General features: G+C 64.3%; 20 protein-coding genes. 9 read left to right on the forward strand and 11 right to left on the reverse strand.

Annotated features, from left to right (window positions below):
- Window position 1: 1 nt before the first annotated feature.
- The 4 genes from AO716_RS10365 to AO716_RS10380 all read right to left on the reverse strand — a co-directional run bounded on the left by AO716_RS10365 (window position 2) and on the right by AO716_RS10380 (window position 6416).
- Window positions 2–976 (reverse strand): glycosyltransferase family 2 protein, encoded by a 975-nt coding sequence (locus AO716_RS10365; protein ID WP_055240794.1) that lies wholly within the window; start codon window positions 974–976, stop codon window positions 2–4.
- 87 nt (window positions 977–1063) lie between these two features.
- Window positions 1064–4897, reverse strand: a complete 3834-nt coding sequence (locus AO716_RS10370; protein ID WP_055240795.1) for a CDP-glycerol glycerophosphotransferase family protein — start codon at window positions 4895–4897, stop codon at window positions 1064–1066.
- A gap of 54 nt (window positions 4898–4951) precedes the next feature.
- Window positions 4952–6088, reverse strand: a complete 1137-nt coding sequence (gene wecB, locus AO716_RS10375; protein WP_055242120.1) for a non-hydrolyzing UDP-N-acetylglucosamine 2-epimerase — start codon at window positions 6086–6088, stop codon at window positions 4952–4954.
- Window positions 6089–6179: 91 nt separating this feature from the next.
- Window positions 6180–6416: a hypothetical protein gene (locus AO716_RS10380; protein ID WP_152969944.1), complete on the reverse strand. Its 237-nt coding sequence runs from the start codon at window positions 6414–6416 to the stop codon at window positions 6180–6182.
- A 150-nt stretch (window positions 6417–6566) separates the two neighbouring features.
- Between AO716_RS10380 and AO716_RS10385 the strand changes: the two genes are divergently transcribed.
- The 3 genes from AO716_RS10385 to rsmD are packed head-to-tail and all read left to right on the forward strand — an operon-like array spanning window position 6567 to window position 10467.
- A complete protein-coding gene (locus tag AO716_RS10385; RefSeq protein WP_404320319.1) occupies window positions 6567–7595 on the forward strand; it encodes a DAK2 domain-containing protein in 1029 nt (342 codons plus the stop codon).
- 6 nt (window positions 7596–7601) lie between these two features.
- Entirely contained in the window at window positions 7602–9827 is a 2226-nt protein-coding gene (locus AO716_RS10390; RefSeq protein ID WP_055240797.1) for an ATP-dependent DNA helicase RecG, read from the forward strand.
- Between the two features lie 58 nt (window positions 9828–9885).
- A complete protein-coding gene (gene rsmD, locus AO716_RS10395) occupies window positions 9886–10467 on the forward strand; it encodes a 16S rRNA (guanine(966)-N(2))-methyltransferase RsmD (protein WP_055240798.1) in 582 nt (193 codons plus the stop codon).
- Here rsmD and AO716_RS10400 read toward each other — a convergent pair.
- Entirely contained in the window at window positions 10464–11258 is a 795-nt protein-coding gene (locus AO716_RS10400; protein WP_055240799.1) for a spermidine synthase, read from the reverse strand. The two genes, rsmD and AO716_RS10400, sit on opposite strands and share 4 nt — an antisense overlap.
- A gap of 1 nt (window position 11259) precedes the next feature.
- Complete coding sequence (locus AO716_RS10405) at window positions 11260–12504, reverse strand: aminotransferase class I/II-fold pyridoxal phosphate-dependent enzyme (protein WP_055240800.1); 1245 nt, start codon at window positions 12502–12504, stop codon at window positions 11260–11262.
- Window positions 12505–12612: 108 nt separating this feature from the next.
- On the opposite strand from AO716_RS10405, the gene AO716_RS10410 reads away from it, so the two are divergent.
- Together AO716_RS10410 and coaD are read left to right on the forward strand one after the other, a co-directional pair.
- Window positions 12613–13863, forward strand: a complete 1251-nt coding sequence (locus tag AO716_RS10410; RefSeq protein WP_055240801.1) for a polysaccharide pyruvyl transferase family protein — start codon at window positions 12613–12615, stop codon at window positions 13861–13863.
- A 9-nt stretch (window positions 13864–13872) separates the two neighbouring features.
- Window positions 13873–14337: a pantetheine-phosphate adenylyltransferase gene (gene coaD / locus AO716_RS10415; protein ID WP_055240802.1), complete on the forward strand. Its 465-nt coding sequence runs from the start codon at window positions 13873–13875 to the stop codon at window positions 14335–14337.
- Here coaD and AO716_RS10420 read toward each other — a convergent pair.
- Window positions 14334–14918: a YdcF family protein gene (locus tag AO716_RS10420; protein ID WP_160317929.1), complete on the reverse strand. Its 585-nt coding sequence runs from the start codon at window positions 14916–14918 to the stop codon at window positions 14334–14336. The genes coaD and AO716_RS10420 overlap by 4 nt on opposite strands.
- A 227-nt stretch (window positions 14919–15145) precedes the next feature.
- Here AO716_RS10420 and AO716_RS10425 point away from each other — a divergent pair, with 227 nt between their 5' ends.
- The 4 genes from AO716_RS10425 to mutM all read left to right on the forward strand — a co-directional run bounded on the left by AO716_RS10425 (window position 15146) and on the right by mutM (window position 17678).
- Window positions 15146–15709 carry a YceD family protein gene (locus AO716_RS10425; RefSeq protein ID WP_055240804.1) on the forward strand — a complete coding sequence of 188 codons (564 nt, stop codon included), beginning with the start codon at window positions 15146–15148 and terminating at the stop codon, window positions 15707–15709.
- A gap of 2 nt (window positions 15710–15711) precedes the next feature.
- Window positions 15712–15915, forward strand: a complete 204-nt coding sequence (rpmF, locus tag AO716_RS10430; protein WP_055240805.1) for a 50S ribosomal protein L32 — start codon at window positions 15712–15714, stop codon at window positions 15913–15915.
- An 82-nt stretch (window positions 15916–15997) separates the two neighbouring features.
- Window positions 15998–16708 (forward strand): ribonuclease III, encoded by a 711-nt coding sequence (rnc, locus tag AO716_RS10435; RefSeq protein WP_055240806.1) that lies wholly within the window; start codon window positions 15998–16000, stop codon window positions 16706–16708.
- Window positions 16709–16715: 7 nt separating this feature from the next.
- Window positions 16716–17678, forward strand: coding sequence for a bifunctional DNA-formamidopyrimidine glycosylase/DNA-(apurinic or apyrimidinic site) lyase (gene mutM / locus AO716_RS10440; protein ID WP_055240807.1), 963 nt, complete (start codon window positions 16716–16718; stop codon window positions 17676–17678).
- Between the two features lie 18 nt (window positions 17679–17696).
- Here mutM and AO716_RS10445 read toward each other — a convergent pair whose 3' ends face one another.
- From AO716_RS10445 to AO716_RS10460, 4 genes are read right to left on the reverse strand one after another with little or no spacing between them, the layout of a single operon-like run.
- Window positions 17697–18515, reverse strand: a complete 819-nt coding sequence (locus tag AO716_RS10445; RefSeq protein ID WP_055240808.1) for a serine hydrolase domain-containing protein — start codon at window positions 18513–18515, stop codon at window positions 17697–17699.
- A gap of 10 nt (window positions 18516–18525) precedes the next feature.
- On the reverse strand, window positions 18526–19512 hold the full coding sequence (locus tag AO716_RS10450) for an NAD-dependent epimerase/dehydratase family protein (protein ID WP_055240809.1): 987 nt from the start codon (window positions 19510–19512) through the stop codon (window positions 18526–18528).
- On the reverse strand, window positions 19509–22139 hold the full coding sequence (locus AO716_RS10455) for an alpha/beta fold hydrolase (protein ID WP_055240810.1): 2631 nt from the start codon (window positions 22137–22139) through the stop codon (window positions 19509–19511). The genes AO716_RS10450 and AO716_RS10455 overlap by 4 nt, the downstream gene beginning before the upstream one ends.
- Window positions 22133–23158, reverse strand: coding sequence for a 3-oxoacyl-ACP synthase III (locus AO716_RS10460; protein WP_055242124.1), 1026 nt, complete (start codon window positions 23156–23158; stop codon window positions 22133–22135). Before AO716_RS10460 ends, AO716_RS10455 begins: the two co-directional genes overlap by 7 nt.
- Window positions 23159–23267: the final 109 nt, after the last annotated feature.

Raw genomic sequence — 23267 nt, forward strand, 5'->3', positions numbered from 1 at the left:
GTCAGGGGACACTGGCCTCGGGCTCTGTGGCCTGCGTCTTCAGACCTTCAAGACGCTGCTCCCATTCAGCACGCTCCTGCCACAGGGCGTCGATGGTCCGCGAGTACATTTTCACCAACTGGACCATCACGGATTCATGCCGCATGAGATTCGCATAGCGGATGGGGAAATCTGGTCGGAATGGCCTTTCCTCTCCACGCCTGTTTTCCGGCGCTGAGCCGTAGAGGTTCTTCTTGACCAGTTCTTCCGTCACGTCTGCATTTTCCTGCAGGATCAGCCGATACTGTGTGCGCCAATGCTTGCCAATGGTCTGATCTGCATCGTTGACCCCTTCCGCCCTCAGCTGCATCGCGAGCCAACCGAGCAGACTTTTACTCAGGTACTGTTCGACGGACCGAATGGGAAAGTGCAGCATGGTAGCAAAGGGCTGCGGTTGTTCTTCTGAGACTGTTTGTCCGCCCTGCGCCCAGTCACGTACATGATGGTTCCCGTTACCGATGTGGTAGCGGCGGCACCCGGCCTTGTCATGAAAAATCATCGATTTCGGTGACAGCTTCATCGTGTCCAAGGTGATCATCGTATCGAAAACGGAAAGGGCATCTCCGGCTTTCGGTTCTCCCGTGTACACATAATTCAGCCTGGGAACATAGAAGGCCATGCCCTTGCCAGCCCGTCGTGGAACGGCCACCATAAGGTCTTTGTCCAGCCGGAGGAACTCGTCGGCGTCCAGGAAAAAGGCGAAATCGAAGTTGTCGGCTGCAGCATATCGCCGGTACATGGATGTCATTTTGACGTTTTGTTCCATCGCCTGGGCAGGGTCGAGGGAGACCGTCAACGGGAGCCCTTCGGCCACGAGCGCGTCGAGGATGTCCCTCGTTCCATCCGTGGACAGGTTATCCGCAACGTAGAGATGGTCTACTTGGCTTAGTGTGTGACGGACGAACGCTTCTATGATGTCTTCTTCGTTTTTGACCATTGAAAAACAAACTGAACGCACGCTACGCCTCCTGGACCTTGGGATTGCGCTGGACAATTCGGAAAGGTGCCTGATTCAAAGAACAGTTCAAAGAACAGCAGTGAGGAATTGGTATCCAGCCTCCTTGGCGTAAGCAGCGGGATCGAAAGTTTCCCTGGGCAGGTTCCCGTCCGCCAGCCGCATCAGCCCGCCGTGAATTCCGTCCTCGGAGTTCTCCACGATGAGCCCGTAGCGGTCCTGGAGGATGTCGCGCGGCCCGGGAAGGTTGGTGCAGATAATGGGGCGCTGAAGAATCATCGCCTCGAAGAGCACCATGGGCTGTCCTTCGTGCAGTGAGCTGAGGACCAGGGCCGAGGCGAGGGCAAGCGCCGGATACGGATTCTCCCGTTGTCCGGCTAGCAGAATGTATTCCCCGGCGCCGGAGTTATGGATCTGCTGCTCAAGGTCGGCCCGCAACGGGCCGTCACCAATGATGGTCAGGTTCGCATCGGGGTTGTTCTCCCTGTACCGGATGAAAGCGCTGATGAGCTTGGCATGATCCTTCTCCGGTGAGAGCCTGCCGATCGCCAGCACGTTCTGCTCGCCGGCCGCAAACCACTCTGCGAGGTCGGGGTCAAGCGAGGCGCCCGACCTCTGCATTACGGCTTCGGCATCGATCTGGTTGTTGCAGTAGCCAAAGAGGTCCCGGTCAATGTTGAAGGCGCTCCCCACATTCCGGGCGTTTTCGTGCCCCAGGCTTTCTGACACGGAGAGCAGCCGGTCAAACTCCGGGTAGAGGCGGAACACCGCCTCCAGGTTGGCGAACTTCATCTTCCATTCGTTCAGCATGTCGTTATGCAGGTAGATGGTGCGTTTGGTTTCGCGCCCGCCGGCTGCCAGCAGGGCCGTCCAGAAAGGCGAGTACCCGTCGAATTCCACCAGGGATTGGAAGACCGAGGAACCAAAGATTCGATAGAACTCACGTTTCATCGCTGCCGAATGGATCTTCTGCTGTTCCGGCGAATCAAGCCTGTGGCTTCGGTTGAACCTGTCATGGAGCCAGCGTTCCTCAGGGCGAAAGGCATGGATACCCACTCTTCCAACGAGCTGAACGTCCTCGGGGAGAAGCTGAAACTGGGAGAGGCGCCCCGGGTCCTTATTCAGCACATGCGGTTCGACTACCAGGACTTTCCGGATTTCCCCGCTCAGGCTGCCTGCCAGATTCCGGAACGAGCTGGAGATGCCGTTTGGAATCAGGCTGTGGTGAAAGAGCGCAGCCGGCGGTTCTGCCGCAGGCTCGATGCCGATCCCGGTCCCGGAATCGGAATCGGAATCGGAATCGGAATCGTGGAAGAAAAAGTCAGTAACCCGCGCGCAGGCTCCGCCATCTTCATAGGGAGCAAACTGTTCGGCGCCCGCGGCATACTGGTCCTGGAATGCAGTGTGCCCGCCGGAAAGAGCGTCACTGACCAGCGGTCCGAGTTCCTCCCTGGTGAGGCAAACCTCGCCCGGCATTTCCCCAAGGTCCAGGTACAGGCCGCGTTCTGCTGAATACTGCTCGTAGTCATAGGCGTAGTAGACGATTGGACGTTTCGTCGGCAGGAAATCGAAGGCGACGCTTGAGTAGTCCGTGACGAGGACGTCGACGGCGCTGAGCAGGTCGCTCGTGTCTATTTCCGGTGGAACGATGGTGACGCCGAGGTCCAGGCCCGCGAGGAGTTTCTCGGTAAGCCTGTGCGCACGGAAGACGAGTTGGTGCCGGGTGCTGGCCAGCGCCTCCAGGTCTGCCAGGAGTGCGTCCCTGTCCAGGACACGGTCGGTGGTGGAACCCCGCCAGGTCGGTGCGTACAACACCACCGGGAGGTCCTCGGGGACGTTCAGGGTCTTCCGAATGTGGTTCCTTAACGGGCCGCCCCCGGTCACCATGCGGTCCAGCCGGGGTGAGCCCGTCACCCGGATCTTGCCCCGGAAAAGTCCTTCGAGGTCATGACGCTCAATCAGTGCCCAGGACGTATGGGCATTTGGGGACATGATGTGAGAGCTGTGCAGAAAGTTCCGAGCGAGGTTGCTGTGTTCCATGGCTGGCCCCCGCATGTCCCTACCGAGGGTCTTCAGAGGCGTTCCATGCCAGGTGTTGAGGTATCGCTGCCCCACCCTGCGCATGAAATAGGGCGGGAAAGAGACGTTGTTGACCAAGTGTGATGCCGTTGCCAGCACCCGCAGATACAAATCTGAGTGGGGAACGGCGAAAAACACATTACCCCGGTCCCGGACATCGTCGGGCACGACCGCAGGATCATTGACCGCCCAAACATGGCGGTAGCCGCTGAATTCGGGCAAATCGGCGAGGTGGCGGAAGAGCGCCAGGGGATGGCAGCCCACCGTCGCACCGTGATTGCTTTCCCAGAGAATTGTCTTCGGCCGCAGCGCTACGGTCTCGTAATACTCGAGGTACTGCATTGAATGTTTTTGCGCCGTGTTCTTCAGGTACTTCGGAACGTCTATGCCGTCCGGCGTCATGAAGATGCGGGTCTGCAGGAATGCATCGGCGGCGCCGCAGAGGTTACCCGTCTGCATCAATGCATGACCCCAGAGGAAGTAGAACCGGGGCTCGTGGCGGTTCGAGCAGTAGATCGCTTTCTCGTACCCCTCTGCGGCCGATGCCCAGTCTCCTGCAGCCGCGAAGCCGTCAGCAATAGTGCACTGGAGGTCAGGGTCCTTGGCTATGTCCCTCAGCACCAGCCGTTGTGACGCAAGCTGCGAGAGATAGCCGCCCTTGGGAGACACAGGCTGTGTGCCCGGCTCAACCGGCTGGAAATCCGCTGGTGCCGCTCGGAGGAAGGAAAGGCAGGCCCGCTCCAAGTCTCCGGCCTTTACTCCCGCGTAGCCCGCCCGGTACCACCAGTAGCGGTTTGAGGGACGCAGGGAAGCAGCGTATTCGTAGGCATCGACGGCTTCCGGCCAGGCCTGCATCCGCTCGTGGGCAAACCCGAGCTTGTAGTGCCAATAAGGCTGACTTGGTTCGAGGGAAACGGCAGACAGGTAACTCGCAGCAGCTTCCTTCCACCGGAAGCAGCGGTCATGAGCCAGTCCTGCCCGGTAGTGGAGTTCGGCGTCCAGCAGCCGGGCTCGCTTGCGAAGGTCGTAGGCCTTGGAGGCCATGTCCCAGTTGCCTTTGAGCTGATAGTAGGCGCCGGGGCCGAACCGGGATTCCTCGCCGTCTGGTTTCAAGGCAACTCCAGCTGAAAAGGCCGCCGAGGCTTCACTGGTCCGGCCTGCGCGTTCCCACTGTTCAGCTTCCTTGAACAGGTTCTCGGCGACCGCCGGTTTCAGTGCGTTGGCCCGGCGGTAGCTCTCAGCGGACTGCCGATGCCGGCTCAGGGACGCGTAGCTTTCCGCCATCCGCAGATGCCAGGAAGGATCGGCCTCGTGGTAGGGCTGGCCGCGCTCAAGTGCCTGTGCCTCCTGCCAGCGCGGGCCCCGGCTCCGAAGCTCAGCCGCCACCAAATCGTGGTACTTCGGGTTTTCCTGGTCGCCGTTTAGGGCTTTAGCCAGATGGTCATAGGCATCCTGCCTGTTTCCCACCGCGGTGTGGCACCTGTAGAGGCGGTAGTGCCATGAGGGATTCTCGGGCTGGACTTCCAGTGCCGACTGGTAGTGCCTAATGGCCAGTTCCGGCCGGGCCTGCCGTTCGAGGACAAAACCCAGCCGATAATGCCAGGCGGCCGTGCCCGGTTTCAGCTCCACGGCTCGGGACAGGAAGCGTTCGGCTTCACCCAAATCGTTGGCCCTGAAAAGTGCATTGCCGAGCTGGAAATTGACCCGCGGGTTTTCCCCTTCACCGTTTCTCAGAATGGCCCGGTATATCCGGGCGGCGGCCGGCCAGTTTTGCCGCTGCTCTAGTTTCCGGGCTGCCCGGAACGGAACCTGCCAGCCGATCAATTTTCCCCCTTGCCCATTCCCCCAGGGAATGGAGTGTGTTCCGAACTGAGTTCGCTAGTTGTCTTGTCTCTGATGCGTTCTTCCCAGCAGGCGGCGGATTGCCGCAACGCTCTGCCGGGCAGCGGTACCGTCGCCGTACGGGTTGGGCAATTCGGCCATGGAACGGTAGGCCGCGCCGTCGTGCAGCAAGTGCTGCACCTCAGAGACGATCCGGTCCTCGTCCGTCCCGATCAGCTTGACTGCGCCGGAAAGAACAGCTTCCGGGCGTTCCGTGTTCCCACGCATCAGCAGCACCGGATTGCCGAGGGTGGGCGCTTCTTCCTGAATGCCGCCGGAATCCGTGAGAATGAGGTGGGATATGGCCATCAGCCGGCAGAATTCTCCGTAGTCCAGCGGTTCAGACACAAAGACGTTCCTCTTGCCTTCCAGTGCAGGGAGGAGCGCTTCACGTACCGCTGGATTCTTATGCAGCGGGACAACCACGGCCAGCCCCGGCTCCGCATCCGCAATCCGTGCAAGGGCCCTGCCTATTCCCCTCATGGCTCCGCCCTGGTTTTCCCTGCGGTGGGTCGTGGCCAGCAGAATAGGCATCCCCGAAACAGCCACTTTCTCCAGTGCGGGGTCAGTGAACGGCACCTGCTTCCCGACGGTGGCCAGGAGAGCGTCAATTACCGTGTTGCCTGTCACCACAATGTTCTCGGCGGGGACACTCTCCCTGACCAGGTTGTCCCTGCTGGTAGCTGTGGGAGCCAGATGCAGACTTGCGATTTGCGAGGTCATCCTGCGGTTGGCCTCTTCCGGAAACGGCGAAAGAAGGTTCCCGCTGCGGAGTCCGCCTTCCAGATGCACCACCGGTATGCGGCGGTTGAAGGCAGCAATTGCAGCTGCGGTGGAGGTGGTGGTGTCGCCCTGGACAACGACGGCATCTGGCTGGTTGACGCTGAAGAGCTTGTCCAGACCGTCGATGGTGCGGGTGAGAATTCCGCTTAGGGTCTGGCCCGGGGAAAAAATGTTCAGGTCATGGTCGGGGACGATGCCGAAGAGGCGGTTGACCTGGTCCAGCATGGAACGGTGCTGGCCGGTCACGGTCACAAAACAATCCAGGCCGGGAGACCGGCGCAGTTCCGCGACAAGGGGAGCCATCTTGATGGCTTCGGGCCGTGTCCCGTAGATGGGCATAACAAGCGGCAAGGCGGTACCCCACATGGCTGCGATGGCGAGCGTAGTGGACGGGAGAGTAACGGAACAGCGTTGCGGGTGTTACAGGTGTTTCTACCCGGTTTTAGCCGAACAGCACCAAGAGGGTGATGAGCGTTGGAACGGCAGCCACCACCAAAACCGTCAGCGTCCAGGCAATGGCGCGCTTGCGCCGGTAGGACCGGTCAGCGCGGGGATCGGAACGGGAAGCAGACTGAGCCGTGAACGGAGCAGCAGCCGCAGCCTCGTCGAGTACTGCGGTCTTGGCCCCCGATCTCATGTGGCGAGCGGCGGCAGCTTCCATGTGTAGCCGTTTTCCCATGAGACCAGCTTTGCATAAAACCAGCAGGCTTATCGGCCCGTGTCGGAGCCCTGCGGTAGGCTTCGTACTGACCGAACCGGTTCCGGACAACGACGTTACGGAAGATAATCCGGAGGAGAAGCATGAGCAGCAGCACGGAACGGGATTACTTTGCAGACTAAGATCACCGCCAACGCGCAGGCGCTGAAGCGATGGTTGAGCAAGGCTGAAGTGTCCCTGGGAAACCACAGCGACCGGCTGAACGCAATCAACATCTTCCCCGTCGCCGACGGCGATACCGGGACCAACCTTTATCTGACCATGCGGGCCGCTTCAGCGGCCGCAGCAGACCTGGACACCCAGGACATCGGTGAACTGCTCTCCGCAGCAGGCCGTGCAGCCATGGAACAGGCCAAGGGCAACTCCGGTACCCTCCTGTCTGTCTTCCTCACCTCAATGGCCGAACCGCTCCAGGGAAATACCCGTTTGTCCGCACCGCTGCTTGCCCGCTCGCTGGAACGGGCGCAGCTGCGCTCCTGGTCGGTCCTCAGTGATCCGGTGCCGGGAACCATGCTTTCCGTCCTGGAAGAGGCAGCGCGCGGCGCAGCCCAGGTTGAAGCTGCACAGACCGGCGACGACAGCAATGCCGGACTGGCGGAGACCCTCCGTGCGATGATGACGTCTGCCCTCGCTGCGGTGGTACGCACCGAGGAACAGCTGGAAACCCTTTCCGACGCCGGCGTCGTGGACGCCGGGGGAGTCGGCTTCCTGCTGGTACTGGATGCCATGCGGGCTGCAGCCCTGGGAGAAGAACTGCAGGGCGAACTGCTGGACGGCCTGCATGGGTACGATGTGCAGGATCCGCACATTCACGGCACCCAGCCGCAGCTCGAAGGCGTGGAAGTCATGTGCACCATCACGCTCAGTCCGCTCGATGCTGCCACCCTGCGGCTGCAGCTGGACGAACTTGGCGACTCGGTGATCATGAGCGCAGTCAGCCCGGTGGGGGACGGCTACCGCTGGCGCGTCCATGTACACACTCCCGACGCCGGAGCCGCCATGGATGCCCTCCATGCGGTGGGGGAACCCACCAACGTGTCCATCACTGAACTTGCAGCCAACGGACACCAGACCACCGAAATCCCGCAGGTCCCGCCGCGCGGCCAGTCCGCCGTCGGCGATTTTGCCCGCGAAGCTTAGAGGCCCATGCAGGACAGGATTCCCGGCGAACTCGACTTTGAGCTAAACCGCCGGATCGGGAAGAAGTCTGCGGACAAGATCGAGAAGCAGCTGGGGATCACCACCGTGGGGCAGCTGCTGCTCCATGTTCCGCGGCGTTACATGGAGCGTGGAGAACTCACCCGGATATTGGAGCTCCCCTTCGATGAGGACGTCACCCTGGTGGCCCGGGTGCAGAGCATAAACTCCCGCCGGATGCAGACCCGGAAGGGCATGATCGTGGAAGTCACGGTCACCGATGACGACGACGCCGGCGCCCTGGGCATGCTGCACCTGACCTTTTTCAACGGCTACAACGCCCTGAAGGACCTGCAGGCGGGAACCCGCGCCATGTTCTCCGGGAAAGTAGGCGTTTACAAGGGCCAGCTGACGCTGACCAACCCGAACTACGTACTGCTCAGCGACGAGGCCGACGACGAGGAAGAGGCCAAACGTCCCATCCCGGTCTACCCGGCCACTGCGAAGCTCACCAGCTGGGAAATCAAGACCACGATCGATGTGCTGCTTGACTCCCTGCAGACCGAACGGCTGCAGGATCCAATTCCGCCTGCCATCCGGGCCCGCGAACACCTGATGGGCATCGCTGCTGCCTTCGAAGCCATCCACCGCCCCTCCGTGATCGAAGACGCGTACAAGGCCCGGCACCGCTTCCGGTATGAGGAAGCACTGGTGCTCCAGACGGCGCTTGCCCGCAGGCATGCCTACACCGCCCAGCAGCACGCCACTGCGCGCCCGCCGGTCCAGGGCGGGCTACTGGATGCCTTTGATGCCTCCCTGCCCTTTACCCTGACCGCCGGACAGGCAAGCATCGGCGGGGAACTGGCCGCAGACCTCGCGAAGCCACACCCCATGAACCGGCTGCTGCAGGGCGAGGTGGGTTCCGGCAAGACGCTGGTGGCACTGCGTGCCATGCTCCAGGTGGTCGACGCCGGGGGACAGGCTGCCCTGCTGGCGCCCACCGAGGTCCTGGCGGCCCAGCACTATGCCTCGATCACCCGCACACTGGGCCCGCTTGGCCAGGGCGGAATGCTCGGCGGCAGCGAGAACGCCACCCGCATCACCCTGCTCACCGGATCCATGTCCGCAGCGCAGCGCAAGGCAGCGCTGCTGGAGGCAGCATCAGGTTCTGCAGGGATCGTGATCGGCACACACGCCCTGCTCTCCGAACACGTCCAGTTCGCGGACCTGGGCCTGGTGGTAGTGGATGAACAGCACCGGTTTGGGGTGGAGCAGCGGGACGTGCTGCGGACGAAGGGACGCGACAGCACTCCGCACCTGCTGGTCATGACGGCAACCCCGATTCCGCGCACCGTAGCCATGACCGTGTTTGGTGACCTGGACGTTTCGACTTTGACGGAACTGCCCGCCGGCCGGGCACCGATCTCCACCTATCTGGCGCCGCTGGCCGACAAGCCGGCCTGGGGGCCGCGGATCTGGGCGCGGGCCCGGGAAGAGATCGACGCCGGACGCCAGGTTTACGTGGTCTGCCCCAAGATCGGGGACAAGGAAGAGGAACCGGGAACAGAGCCGGCGCTGCTGGAGGACCTGCCGCAGAGTACGGCCCAGCGCAACCAGCGGCCGCTGGCATCCGTACTGGAAACAGTCGAGAGGCTGCAGGAGCTCCCGGCGCTGGCCGGCATCCGGCTGGGTATGCTGCACGGCAGGATGGAGCCGTCGGAAAAGTCAGCCACCATGGAAGCCTTCAACCGCGGTGAGATCGACCTGCTGGTCTCCACCACCGTGATCGAAGTGGGCGTTGACGTGCACAACGCCACCATGATGGTGATTCTCGACGCCGAGCGGTTCGGCATCTCCCAGCTCCACCAGCTGCGCGGCCGGGTAGGGCGCGGAGGCCTGCCCGGGACCTGCCTGCTTGTCACGAACCTTGAAAACGGGCACCCAAGCCGGGAACGCCTGGACGCTGTTGCAGCGACTACTGACGGCTTTGAGCTCTCCCGCCGGGACCTTGAACTGCGCCGCGAAGGGGACATCCTGGGGGCATCCCAGTCCGGTGGCCGTTCCACGCTCAAACTGCTGCGCGCCATCCAGGACGAAAAGGTCATTGAACGCGCGCGCGCCGATGCCCAGGCCCTGATCCAGGAAGACCCGGATCTGCTGGAGCACCCGGCCCTGAACGAGGCCATTGAGGCTTACCTCAATCCCGAGAAGGAAGCATTCCTGGACCGGGGCTGAGTCCGCGCGGGCTTTCTGCGATGCCGGGAGGACGGCGCGTGCTGGCTAGAGTGGAACCATGAGCCGCATCATTGCCGGGGTTGCCGGCGGATCCACCCTGTCCAGCGTCCCCGGATCGGGCACCCGTCCTACTACGGACCGGGTCAAGGAAGCGCTCTTCTCCCGTTTGGAGTCCTACGGCATCCTCGACGGGGCCTACGTGCTGGACCTTTTCGCCGGTTCCGGCTCGCTCGGCGTTGAAAGCGCCAGCCGCGGAGCCGCCCGGGTGGACCTGGTGGAGCTGGCGGAAAAACCAGCCGGCGTCTGCCGGGCCAACGCAGCCATGGTCAACCGGATCCTGGGCTCGGAACGGGTGCGCGTCCATCGGACAAAGGCGGAGTCCTACCTCCAGCGTGTGCCGCCCGGACTGGTATGGGACCTGGTCTTCCTTGACCCGCCCTACCCCCTGGATGAAGACGGCCTTGCCGCCGTCCTGCAGTCCCTGAGCCCCCGGCTGGCTCCCGGCGCCGTCGTAGTGGTGGAACGGTCCACCCGCTCACCGGAACCGGTCTGGCCGGCCGGAATGGAACGCTTCAGTGAAAAGGCATACGGGGAAACCACACTCTGGTTCGCGGAACCGGCCGGGGCGGAAGAAGGCTAGCGCCCGCCTGCGAAGGCATCCAGGTCTGCACCGGTAAGGACTGCAGCCGGATGGGGACCTGCCTGGAGAAGGGACTGCGTCCACTCCGCAGGCCAGCGGAAAGGCACTGCGGCCAGGACAATGTTCCCGGGGTGCCGCCCGGTAAACATGCTGGAATCGCCCAGGGCTGCCACTTCTCCGCCCGCCGCTCCGAAGACGCGCTGCAGTGCCGCGGTCTGAGCGCGCGCGAAGGCCAGCGGCGGATCGTCGCCAACGTTGACCAGCAGCACGCCGCGCTCTGACAGCAGGGCCAGCAGTTCCGCGTAATACTCTTCCGACGCCAGATGCTCCGGGGCGTCGGCCCCGGCAAAGACATCCAGCACGACGGCGTCGAACGAGCCCGCATCGAAACGCTCGAGTTCCGCACGGGCATCCCCAATGACCGTCTGCAGGACGGTGCCTTCCGGGAGCGGGAGGTAGGCGAGGACGTAGTCGAGGAGCTCGCGTTCCAGCTCCACTGCCACCTGGTCCGATCCCGGCCGGGTGGCCTGTACATAGCGGGCCAGTGTCAGGGCACCGGCGCCCAGATGCAGGACCCGCAGCGGAGCTCCGGGCGGCGCGGCCAGATCCAGGACATTGCCTATGCGGCGAAGATACTCATAGAAGATCTCATCAGGACGGGCCAGGTTCACGTGGGACTGCTGAGCGCCGCCAATGCTGAGGATCCAGGCACCGTCAGTGAACGCGTCCTCATCGAGTTCGGCGTGGGCACCGATTCCGCGCAGGAGCCGGGACGGCGGACGGCGTGCCATCTCAGAGCACCTCGCCGAGGCGGGAGATCCGCTCAGCGGCTTCCTGGAGCACATCGAACCTCTTGCAGAACGCGAACCGCAGCAGGGTCCGCGTGCGTTCGGCACCCTCCGGATGGCAGAACATGGCCACTGGAATTGCCGCAACGCCCACCAGCCCGGGCAGGCGGCGGGCCAGATCGGTGGCATCAGTGATGCCCAGGGGAGCGACGTCGGCGTTCACGAAATACGTTCCCTGCGGCTGGAACACGTCCAGGCCCGCCGCCTGCAGGCCGGCTGAGAGAACGTTGCGCTTGGCGCGAAGGGTTCCGGCGATGTCCGTGAAGAAGGAATCATCCATGCGCAGGCCACCGGCAATCGCTGCCTGGAACGGTGTGCCGGAGGAATAAGTCAGGAACGTCTTGATGGTCCGGATGGCTGCGACCAGGTCTGCCGGCCCGCTCAGCCAGCCGATCTTCCATCCGGTGAGGGAGAACGTTTTCCCTGCTGAGGAAATGGTGATGGTCCGGTCAGCCGCTCCGGGCAGCGTAGCCACCGGAATATGGCGCGGACCGAAGGTGAGGTGTTCGTAAACCTCGTCCGTGACAATCACGGTATTGTGCCTGACTGCCAGATCCACGATCCGCTGCAGTACCTCCGCGGGGAAAACGGCTCCAGTGGGGTTGTGCGGATTGTTTACCAGCACCACCCGGGTCCGGTCCGTGAATGCCGCTTCCAAAGCGTCCAGGTCCGGCAGGAAGTCCGGTGCCAGCAGGGGAGCGGTGGTGTGCGCGGCACCGCTGAGTCCAATGATTGCGCCGTAGGAGTCATAGAAGGGTTCGAAGGTCAGGACCTCGTCTCCCGGACCCGTAAGGGCGAGCAGGGTCGACGCGATGGCTTCCGTTGCACCGGTGCTGACCAGTACCTGCGTTGCCGGGTCCAGCTGCAGGCCGTAAAAGCGTTCCTGGTGCTCGGCGATGGCCTCACGGAGCACCGGCAGTCCCTGGCCGGGCGCGTACTGGTTCATTCCGGCAAGGATCGCCTTGCGTGCGGCGTTCCGGATCTCTGCGGGGCCGTCCTCGTCCGGGAAGCCCTGCCCCAGGTTGATGGCACCGTGTGTCCCGGCCAGGGCCGTGATTTCCTCGAAGATGGTGATGCCCAGGTTGCCGTCGGCTCCGAGGAGGTTCGCGCCGGCTGCCGTCCGCTGCCAGGGGGCGGGGGACCCGTCCAAAGAGTCTCGAAGCGCGGGCATGCGGGGTGTTGAAGTCATGCCTTCAAGTATTACCCCAGGCCGGGCGGAAACGGGCGGCAGGTATAGTGTCTGGCGTTTACGAAGGCACGCCGGCCCGGCATTGGCCCGGACCGGGAGGCAGGAAAGATGACGTCAGCCGTCTTGGCGGCCCTCACGGCAAAGAAGGCCGCTGCCCAGCCGGAACCGGTGTGGACCCGAACGCGCCGTCATGGGCCGGACAGCCTGGCCTTTGACTTCAAAGCCGGGGGAAGCAGCTTCACGCTGGAGCTGGTGGAGACGGGCAGCGGTGTGGCCTTGTCTGTTACGGCTCCCACCGACGAAGCGCGGCGCATCCTCCGGAACGCGCTGGTGGGCAGGTTCGCCCTGGTGTGCAGCGGGGGTGAACGCCACGTACTGGAGAGGCGGGTCAAGGACTCCTCTCCGTCTGCCCTGCTGGCTTCGGCGGCCGGATGGATTGGACACGTTTCCCGGCTGGTCAATGACATGCTTGGTGCCGTCCGGCCGGGCGGGGACGTTCCGCCGGAGTTCCTGAACCTGCTTTGGTGGGATGAGCGGCCCAACTTCGGAGACGCAGCGGGTCCCTGGCTGGCAGCCCGGCTGAGCGGGCTCACCCCGGTGAATGGCAGGGGCAGGCAGCTGGGTTCACCTCCACTGGCCTCCGTTGGCTCAATAGCCGGTTGGCTGGAGCAGGATGGTTCCCGGATCTGGGGCTCAGGGCTGATGGGACCCCTGGGAGCGGAGTCTCTGGAACGCCTCAGGGGCCTGCGGGACATACGCGTCCACGCCGTGCGTGGCCGGCACACCCGGGAAGAGCTCATGGGCAAAGCCGGGTGGGAGGTTCCCGAAGTCTTCGGCGATCCGGCCCTGCTGCTGCCCCAGTTTCTTCCCGCAGGCCAGTTCCTTCCTGCGGAACAGTTCAGCGCAGCGGACCGGCACAGCAGCCCGCCCGTCGCCGTCGTTCCCCACCTTGACCATCGGAGCGTCCTGGCGCACCTGGCAGGTCCCGGAGTGCAGCTGGTGGACGTACGGGAAGGCGTGGAAGCGGTGGTTGCGCAGATCGCCGGGGCGCAGGTGTGCATCTCCAGTTCCCTGCACGGCATCATCGTTGCGCAGGCTTACGGTGTGCCCTGGGTCTGGCTGCGGATCAGTGACCTCCTGATCAGCGGAGACACATTCAAGTTTGAGGACTTCTTCACAACGCTCGAAGCCGCAGCGGTGAGCGCCTGTAACCTTCCTGCGCGCTCGCTGACACAGCCGCTCCTGACTGAGATCGCCGCCCGGGCGTCCCTGCCCGAGACCACGGTGGACGTAGGGCTTGTGCTGGAGAGTTTTCCCTTCCGCCGTGCCTGCAGCGGCGCCGGGCAGTTCACCGGGTAGATTCGAGATATGCGACGCGCTGTATGCCCCGGATCCTTTGACCCTATTCACAACGGACACCTTGAAGTGATTGCCCGCGCTGCGAACCTGTTCGATGAAGTCATTGTGGCCGTCTCCACCAATTACGCCAAGAAGTACCGCTTCTCCGAAGAGGAGCGGCTGGAAATCGCCGCGGAGACACTGGGATCGCTGGCCGGGATCTCAGTGCTTCCCATGGGGCAGGGGCTGTTGGCGGATTTCTGCCGGGAGCACGGTGCCAGCGCCATCGTAAAGGGCCTGCGCTCAGTCCAGGATTATCAGTACGAGCTCCCCATGGCGGTAATGAACCGGCAGCTGACAGGTGTCGAAACCGTGTTCCTGGCCGCGGAGAATTCCTACACTCATCTGTCCTCTAGCCTGATCAAGGAAGTGGCTGCGCTGGGCGGGGACATCACGGACTTCGTTCCCAGTACTGTGCTGAAGCGGATGGTCTAACCGATCGGGGAACTGCAGGCCGGCCGGAGGAACGCCGCCAGCACTCCGCCGGTTTCTTCGACGAACCTGCCGGCCCACTGAGCAGGTCCGAGGTCGGGTTCAGCGGCCACCATCTGCACATGCGCGTTGGAGCACTGTTCAATGTTGGCCCGGGCGCGGACCAGGTGGTACTTGGAAGTCACCACGATGATGTTCTCCCAGCCATTGTCTGCCGCCAGCCTGGCGATAGCCCGGGCTTCGGCGCGGGTGGACAGCGGTGACGGCTCAAAGCACCGGATAGCCGGGTCACGGGAATACTTGCAGACAATATCCATGTTGGTATTGCCCGGAGTGTCGGTCGTGGAGAGCACCAGCACGGGCGCGCTTTCCTGCTTCATCAATTCCCGGCCAACGGGAAGGCGTTCCGCCGCAGCGCCGGCAAGCACAACGACGGCGTCCGCCTTGCTGGGCTCGCGGGTTGCCTGCGGATAGTAAAAGAGGTTCACCGCCACCAGCAGCCAGACCAGCAGCACGGAAACTGCCGCGGCAGCGCATCCGGCGGCGGTCCGGAGGAACCGGCGGCGGGAAAGGGAAGAAAGCACAGTGTAAGCGTAGAGGAGTGCGGCAGGACGGCAGGCATTCACCCGCACCGCGGACCCGTTGCCAGGCGGTAGACTTGGAAGGACGACGGAAACCGGGCGCGCTTCAAGCACCCTGCCCGGAACCCCGGTTTGAGAGATTCCACCTCGTCGGGCTAAGATGATATGTCGGTCTATGTTCTACAGGAGTTCTCATTAGCGTTTCATCGCGGTCACAACCGAGTTCCCCCTTGGCGATTAATGTCAAGGATCTCGGGCGCAGCCCGGGAACAATGCGGACAATGCATGAGCATGTGCCGGCACCGAAAGACTTCGGTGTTGCGCTTATTGGCGTGCCGTTCGGATCGGACATCGAGCTCGATCTGAGGTTCGAGGCTGTACACGAGGGGATCCTGGTTTCGGGTTCCGCACTCGTCCCCGTCAAGGGGGAGTGTGGACGGTGCCTGGTTCCCATCGAGTACAACGAGGACGTCGATGTGCAGGAACTCTTCTACTACGAGGACACAGAGTCCTTTGAAGAAGAAGAGGAAGAAGAGCAACGCCGGATCGAGCGAGATGTAATCGATCTTGAACCGGTTTTGCGGGACGCAGTGGTAACTTCCCTGCCGTTCCAGCCGGTGTGCCGGGAGGACTGCGAAGGCCTTTGCCCCGAATGCGGGGTGCGCCTTGAGGAGGATCCGGGTCACCACCATGAAGTCGTGGATCCTCGCTGGGCAGCCCTTGCCGGGTTGGCTGGCACCGCCGCTGAAGATGCGGCAACAAGTACAGAGTCAGACGAGAGAGAAGAGAGTTAGTCGTGGCTGTTCCCAAGCGGAAAATGTCCCGCTCGAATACGCGTGCACGCCGGTCCCAGTGGAAGGCAACTGCGCCCAACCTGGTAAAGACCGTTGAGAACGGCCGCGTTACCTACAGCCTGCCCCACCAGGCCAAGGTCGTAACCGACTCCGCAGGTACCGCGCTGTTCCTTGAATACAAGGGCCGCAAGGTCGCGGACGTCTAAGACCAGTGACCGTCCCCTTTACCGTCTGCCTTCCACGGCAGCCGCTGAAGGGGCGCACTGCTTTTCGGGGCAAAATCAGCAAGTGAAAAATACTGAAGAGCTTCTGAAGCGTCTCGGCGTCGATATCGATGCCGGGACGCTTCAACTTGCGCTCACACACCGCTCCTACGCGTACGAGCACGGCGGCATCCCCACGAACGAACGCCTTGAATTCCTGGGGGATTCGATTCTCGGGTTCTCCGTGACGGACGCGCTCTACCGGGACAATCCCGATCTTTCCGAGGGTGAGCTGGCCAAGCGGCGTTCCGCCGTTGTCAGCACCAAGGCCCTCGCATCCGTTGCCCGCCAGCTGAAGCTTGGCGATTTCATCCTGCTTGGCCAGGGCGAAAAACTCACCAACGGCAAAGACAAGTCCTCCATCCTGGCCGACACCACTGAAGCCCTCATCGGCGCGGTGTACCTCTGCCACGGCATTGAGACCGCGCGTTCAATGGTCATGCGCCTCATCGGGCCGCTTCTCCATGATGCCGACGCCCTTGGTGCCGGCACCGACTGGAAGACCTCCATCCAGGAAATCGCTGCCGCCCGGAAAATGGGCGACATCGAATACCGCGTCACCGGATCCGGCCCCGACCATTCCCGCAGCTTCGTTGCAGTGCTGCACATAGGCGGGCGTGCGTTTGGCACGGGCACCGGCCGTTCCAAGAAGGACGCCGAACAGGAAGCAGCCGCTGACACCTGCCGGCAGCTCCGGGAAACGCTCCCCGCTCCGGCGGCACCTTCCGGCACGTAGCTGTGCCATGCCTGAACTCCCCGAAGTCGAGGTAGTCCGCCGCGGTCTTGCCCGCTGGGTGCGCGGCCGCACCATCACCGGCGTCGAGGTCCTGGATACCCGCTCCATCCGCCGGCATGCGCCCGGGCCTGAGGACCTGCGCGGCAATCTTGAGGGTGCGCGTGTGCTGGACGTAGTCCGGCGCGGCAAGTTCCTGTGGATGCCGGTGGCCGAGGCTTCAGCGCCCGACGCCGAACCCCCGTTTGCGCTGATGGCCCATCTGGGTATGAGCGGGCAGCTGCTCATGGAAGATCCGTCACTGCCGGACGAGAAGCATCTGAAAGTCCGCTTTACGCTCAGTCCGGCTGTGGATGCGGACGGGACCGTCATGCCCCAGGAACTGCGCTTCGTGGACCAGCGGATCTTCGGCGGAGTCTTCCTCGCGGACCTGTTGCCCACTCCGGACGGAGAGCCCGGCGGATTGTCCGAAACAGGCCTGCCGCTGGTGCCGTCCGAGGCCGCCCATATTGCGCGTGACCCGCTGGACCCGGCATTCTCCTTTGACACCTTCTACCGCCGGCTCAGGGCCCGCCGCACCGGGATCAAACGGGCGCTGCTGGACCAGGGGCTGGTCTCCGGCGTCGGGAACATCTATGCGGACGAAGCGCTGTGGGCAGCGAAGCTGCACTTCGCCAGGCCCACCGACACGATGCGCCGGGCAGACGCCCTGCGGCTGGTGGAAGCGGCGCGTGACGTGATGCTCCGCGCCCTGGAAGCCGGCGGGACCAGCTTTGATTCGCTGTACGTCAACGTCAACGGCGCATCCGGCTACTTTGCCCGTTCCCTGAATGCCTACGGGCGTGAGGGAGAGCCGTGTCCGCGGTGCGAGGTGGCAGGACTTCCCACACTGATCCGCCGTGATTCGTTCATGAACCGCTCGTCGTACAGCTGTCCGGTCTGCCAGAAGCGCCCGCGCAACGGCCGGTGGTAGCTCCTGCCCGGCTGGTGGCTAGCTGCTGCGCAGCTCTGCCACCAGTGCATCGTTGTAGAGTGGCCAGGCTTCCGCTGCCCAGGGACCAAAGTCCCGGTTGGTGAGGGCTACCGCAGCGGTTTTCAGCTCCGGGTCCACCCACAGGAACGTCCCGGACTGTCCGAAGTGCCCAAAGGTCTTCGGAGAGTTGTCCTGCCCGGTCCAGTGCGGGGACTTTCCGTTGCGGATTTCGAATCCCAGGCCCCAGTCGTTCTCCTTCTGCCGGCCGAAGCCGGGCAGTACTCCGGCCAGACCGGGGAACACCACGGAAGTGGCAGCGGCCAGCGAATCCGCCGAGATCAAAGTTGGGTTCTGCAGCTCCGCAGCGAACCTGCTGAGATCCGCTGCCGTTGAGACCGCACCGGCAGCCGGTGAGCCCTCCAGAGAAGAGTCCTTCATGCCCAGCGGAGCCAGAACTGCTTCCTGCAGGTAGTCCGCGAAGGGGATGCCCGTGGCGTGTTCCAGGGTTTCGCCCAGGACCTCAAAGCCGGCGTTGGAGTACAGGCGCCGGGTTCCGGGTTCGTAGCGGACGGTGCGGTCCCCGAAGTCATAGCCGCCGGTGTGGGCCAGGAGATGCCGGACAGTGGAGTTTTCCGGTCCCGCAGGATCGTCCAGGGACAGGGCTTCCTCTTCCAGGGCAACCTGGTAGGCGTAGGCACTCAGCAGTTTGGTGACAGAGGCCAGCGGAAACCGTTTCTGCTGGTCGCCGGCGGTTCCGAGGACGGTACCGTCGGCCGCAATGACGGCGGCGGAAACGTTTTCTGCGGGCCAGGACTGGGTCTGTTCGAGAGTCTTCATCCCTGCCATCCTATGCGGCGTAGTGCTTCGCCAGCCGGGCCATGCCATCCTCGACCGAGACCTCCGGCTCCCAGGCCAGGACCTGCCGGGTCTTCCGCTGGTCGAACCAGTGCGAGGTGGAGAGCTGCTCGGCCAGGAACCGGGTCATGGGAGGTTCATCCTGCACCAGCCCGCGGGCCCCGGCGGCCAGCCACGCCTTTTCAATCACGCTTCCGGCCCCTCGGGCCAGCCAGCCGGGCACACTCAGTGACGGCGCCGGGATCCCGGCAGCGGCACAGATGCCGGAGATCATTTCCCGGACCATGCGCGGCTGGCCGTTGGTGACCACCAGCGCCTGGCCGTGCGCCTGTTCCATCCGGTCCAGCGCGCGGGCAATGGCGGATGCAGCGTTGTCCACGTAGGTGGTGTCGATCAGCGCCGCGCCTTCGTCCAGCAGGGGCAGCCTGCCGGATCGTGCCCGGTCCATGACCCGTTCCACGAGCTGGGTGTCGCCGGGTCCCCACACGATGTGCGGCCGGATGGCGGCGACCCGGAAATCCGCCGAGTCTTCCGCCAGTGCAAGCAGTTCAGCGGCGGCCTTGGAACGGGCATAGTGGCCGCGGGCCCGTTCCGGATCCGCGGTGCCGGCGCCGGCGCCGGCAATCGGCTCGCCAAAGTGGGCCACAGAGGGGGAGGAGACAAACACGACGTCGCGTACTCCTGCAGCCCGGGCCGCGTCCAGGATGTTCCGGGTACCGTCGATGTTGGTTGCCTGGAACTCAGCCCACGCACCGGTAAAGGAAACCTTGGCAGCCAGGTGGACGACGGCGTCGATCCCCGCCATCGCGGCGTCCACAGCCGTGCGGTCCGTGATGGACCCGGCCACTGACTCCAGGCCCGGATCGGACGCCGGGCGACGCTGCAGGGTCCGCACATAGTGTCCCTGTCCGGCGAGGACGCCGGCTACGGCACCCCCGAGGAGGCCGCTGGCCCCCGTAACCAGGATCCGCCGGCTCATCGGCGTGCTCCCGGCGCGGAAACCCGGCCTCCGGCCAGGACCTCTGCGGCCCAGGTCCCAAGGGCTGAACGGTCAATCTTGGAGTTGTGCCGGATGTCGGTGGGCATCTGCGGCAGAACCAGTACCGCGGCCAAATCCAGCCCGCAGCGTTCAGCAACGGCGGTACGCACGGCAGTGGACAGGGACGCGTCGGCCGGTCCGGGACGGCGCGCGCCGTTCACGGTCTCCACCACGGCGACGGGGACCTGCGTGCCGGCCGGTCCCACACCTACCAGGGCGGCAAGGCGCACTTCCGGCACCGACTCGGCGGCCTGTTCCGCGGCGACAGGGGTCACCGCGCCGCCGGGGGTGGTGAGGACATGCCCCAGCCTGCCTTCGACCCAGAGGCGGCCGTCGGCGTCGAAATGGCCTACGTCCCCGGTCCGGTGCCAGCCCGGCAGCGAACTGCTGTGCTGTTCGGTGATCCACAGCCGGTCATACCGGTCCTTGACGTGCGGGGCGCTCACCAGGATTTCCCCGGTAACGCCGGCGTCTTCGGTGATCTCGACTCCGGCGGTTCCGTCTGCGGCCAGCGGCGCCAGGGCAACCCGGGCGCCGGCAACCGCGGTTCCGACGCAGACGCCGTTGCCGATTCCTGCCTTGCGGATCTGTTCCAGGCTGATGTCCGTGACCGGCAGGGCCTCGGTCATGCCATAGGGGGTGTGCAGCTCGGCGGCCGGGACCAGTTCCTGCACCCTGGTCAGCAGTGCCTCCGGGATCGGGGCACCGGCGGAAAGCAGGAGCTCCACCTTTGCCAGTGCCTGGCGCTGGTCCGGGTTCAGATCCGGTGCGGTTGCCAGCACGTTGGCCAGCGCTGCAGGGGACGCGAATACTGTGGTGGCCTGGACAGCCGCAGCGGCATTGGCCAGGGCGGCAGCGGTCAGGGTGCGCGGCGCAGTGACGTCCATGTCCGGTGTCACCGAGGTAGCGCCGAGCGCCGGTCCCAGCAGGGCAAACGGCGCAAAACCTGCTACCAGCGATGAGCCGGCCTTGAGGTTGTACGTCTCGCGGAGGGTGTCCCTCATGGCCGCAAGCCGGCGGTGGGTGTAGACGGCGCCCTTTGCCGGGCCCGTGGAGCCGGAGGTGAACAGCACGGCGGCATCGGCGTCCGGATCGGTCTTCCAGTCCGGAGCCGGCCGGCCTGTTCCGGCAGCCGTCAGTTCAGCCACCGTATGCGCCGCGCCGAGCAGGCGCAGCCGGGCCGGTGAGGCTTCGCCGGCCAGGATGCGGGTTCCCGGCCAGCCGAAGAGCCGGGCTCCGGCGAGGCCGCGCTCTATTCCGACGATGAAATCCGGGCCTGCCCCCTTGATGGCACGGCTGAGGCCCTTGGTGCCCAGTCCGGCGTCGGCAACGACCACGACTGCGCCGAGCTTCAGGCAGGCATAGATCAGGGTTGTGAGCTCTATGCCCGGCGGCACCAGCAGGTTCACCCGGTTCCCCGGACGAACCCCAATGTCTGCCAGGCCTGCCGCCAGGGCATTGACGCGGGTATCCAGCTCGGCCCAGGAAAGGACGGCCGGGGCTTCCCCGGATGATGCCGGCGCCATGTCCACGACGGCGGGGGAGACGTCAGTGGCCCGATCATCGAGTTCTGCGGGCATGGGACGGAACCCTGCGGTGCCGGAGGTATCAGCGGGCCGGGAGGCGGAGGGCGTTTCCTTGGCGTGCAGGGCGCCCAGCCAGTCAAAGACCGGTGCGGCGATGTCACGGTCCTCGGCCACCAGATGGCCGGCTCCTTCAAAGCGGTGGACGTCCGCCTGCGGCAGCCGCTTCAGCAGGTCCCGCAGGTAGCGGTCGGAGAAAACCGGGTCCTTGGGGCCCCACAGTGCCAGGACCGGGACGGTGAGTTTGCGGATGCCTTCGGCAACCCGCGTGAGCGCACGGAAGCTCGGATGTGTTTCGTCACCCGGGATGTCGGCCACGAAATTGCCCACGCCCTCACGGCGTGAGGCACCGCGGTACGGCGCTGCGTAAGCGGCGCGGATCTCAGGCTGCAGTGCCGGCTGGGCCAGGGAATGCGTGACGCGGAGGAAGGCATCGGTGCGTTTGGTGCCCCATCCGTGGACGGCCGGGTGCAGTGCCAGCTTCAGTGCCGGGGGCAGGGAGAACCCGGCAGGGTGCACGGCGGTGTTGGTCAGGACGACTCCGGCGAGCTGGCTGCGGTGTGCCAGTGCCCAGCCCAGGGAAATGATGCCGCCCCAGTCATGGCCCACGGTAACCACGGGTCCGGTGATCCCCAGGGCGTCGGTGAGGTCGCCAAGATCGGAAATGCGATCCGCGAGCCGGCGGAAAGTGCCGGTCCGGGCGGAGAAGCCCATATCCAGCTGGTCCACGGCGATGACACGCCAGGGACGCTCCGCCGTGCTGCCGGCGGCTGCGAGTGTCCGCCAGAGGTAGGACCAGGTGGGATTACCGTGCACGCACAGCAGCGTTCCCGCCGGTTCGGCGCCGCGGGCTTCAAGATCCGGGCTGTTGTCCAGCAGATGCCATTTGTGGACGGTGCCGGGCTGGTCCACAGCAGCAGAGGAAGGAACCTGGACATAGCGGGACCACGCGGCCGGAACACCGGGCCAGAGCTCTGCTACCACGCGATCTCCATCATGGTGGTGTTCAGGCCCGAGCCCACACCCATGCACAGCACCCGGTCACCGGGAACCAGAGTGCGTGCTTCCTGGGCCAGGGTCATCGGCAGCGAAGCCGGACCCACATTGCCCCAGCGCGGGAACGTGATGGGCACTTTGGTCCGGTCCAGGTCCACGGCCTTGATGATGGCGTTGGTGTAGGAGTTGGACACCTGGTGGGTCACGTAGCGGTCCATGGAGGTCCAGTCCCAGCCGTTTTCATGGGCTTCATGCCACGCCGTCACAACAAGGTCCAGGCCGCCGTCCAGCAGGCCCTTGGTGTCCGTGTACATGCCGCCTTCGCCGCCCACACACAGTTCGTGGTGCTCTGTCCCTGCGCGGGAGACCCCGCCCAGGATCCGGTGTGATCCGGGGTGGTCTGCCGCCCGGCCGATGACGGCAGCCGCTGCGCCGCTGCCCAGCGTCAGGGTGGCGAATTCCCGCAGGTAGTCCTCGCGGGTGGAATCTTCCCGGTTCAGGCGCCCGAAGGTGGTTTCCTGGACGACCTGCGAGTCTTCTCCGGCAACGATCAGCGCGTAGTCGATCTGCCCGGACTCGATCATGTTCGAGGCCATGGTGATGCCGTTGACGAATCCCAGGCACGCGTTGGCCAGGTCAAAGTTCAGGGCGGAGGACGGCAGGCCCAGATTGTGGTGGATCTTGACCGCGACGGACGGCTCCAGGTTCTTCCGGGTAACGGAAGTGTTGATCAGCAGGCCGATCTGCGAGGGTTCGACGCCGGCCTCGGCCATCGCCTTGGCGCCCGCTTCGATGGCACCGTCCTCAAACGTTGTGCCCGGAGCCCACCATCGGCGTTCCTCGACGCCGGCCACCCGTTTCAGGAGACCCTTGGAGAGCCGCAGCCGTTTCAAGGAAGGGGAGAGCCGTTCATCGAAATCCTGCGAGCTTACAACAACGGGTGCCTCTACGCTCTTGACGCTGAGGAGTGCCGTGTTGGTGTGGTGGAAGTTGAAGTTCCCGCTCAAAATGCCTGCCTTGTCTGCTGCCAAAAAGATCGCGGTCCGGGCCCGGTCGTGACCCGTAACGGCGCCGTCGAACCATATGATTCTCCTAGAAGCCTACTTTCCTGCCCGG

The sequence above is a fragment of the Arthrobacter sp. Edens01 genome (genome assembly GCF_001307035.1).
In the GTDB taxonomy this organism is placed as follows: Bacteria; Actinomycetota; Actinomycetes; order Actinomycetales; family Micrococcaceae; genus Arthrobacter_B.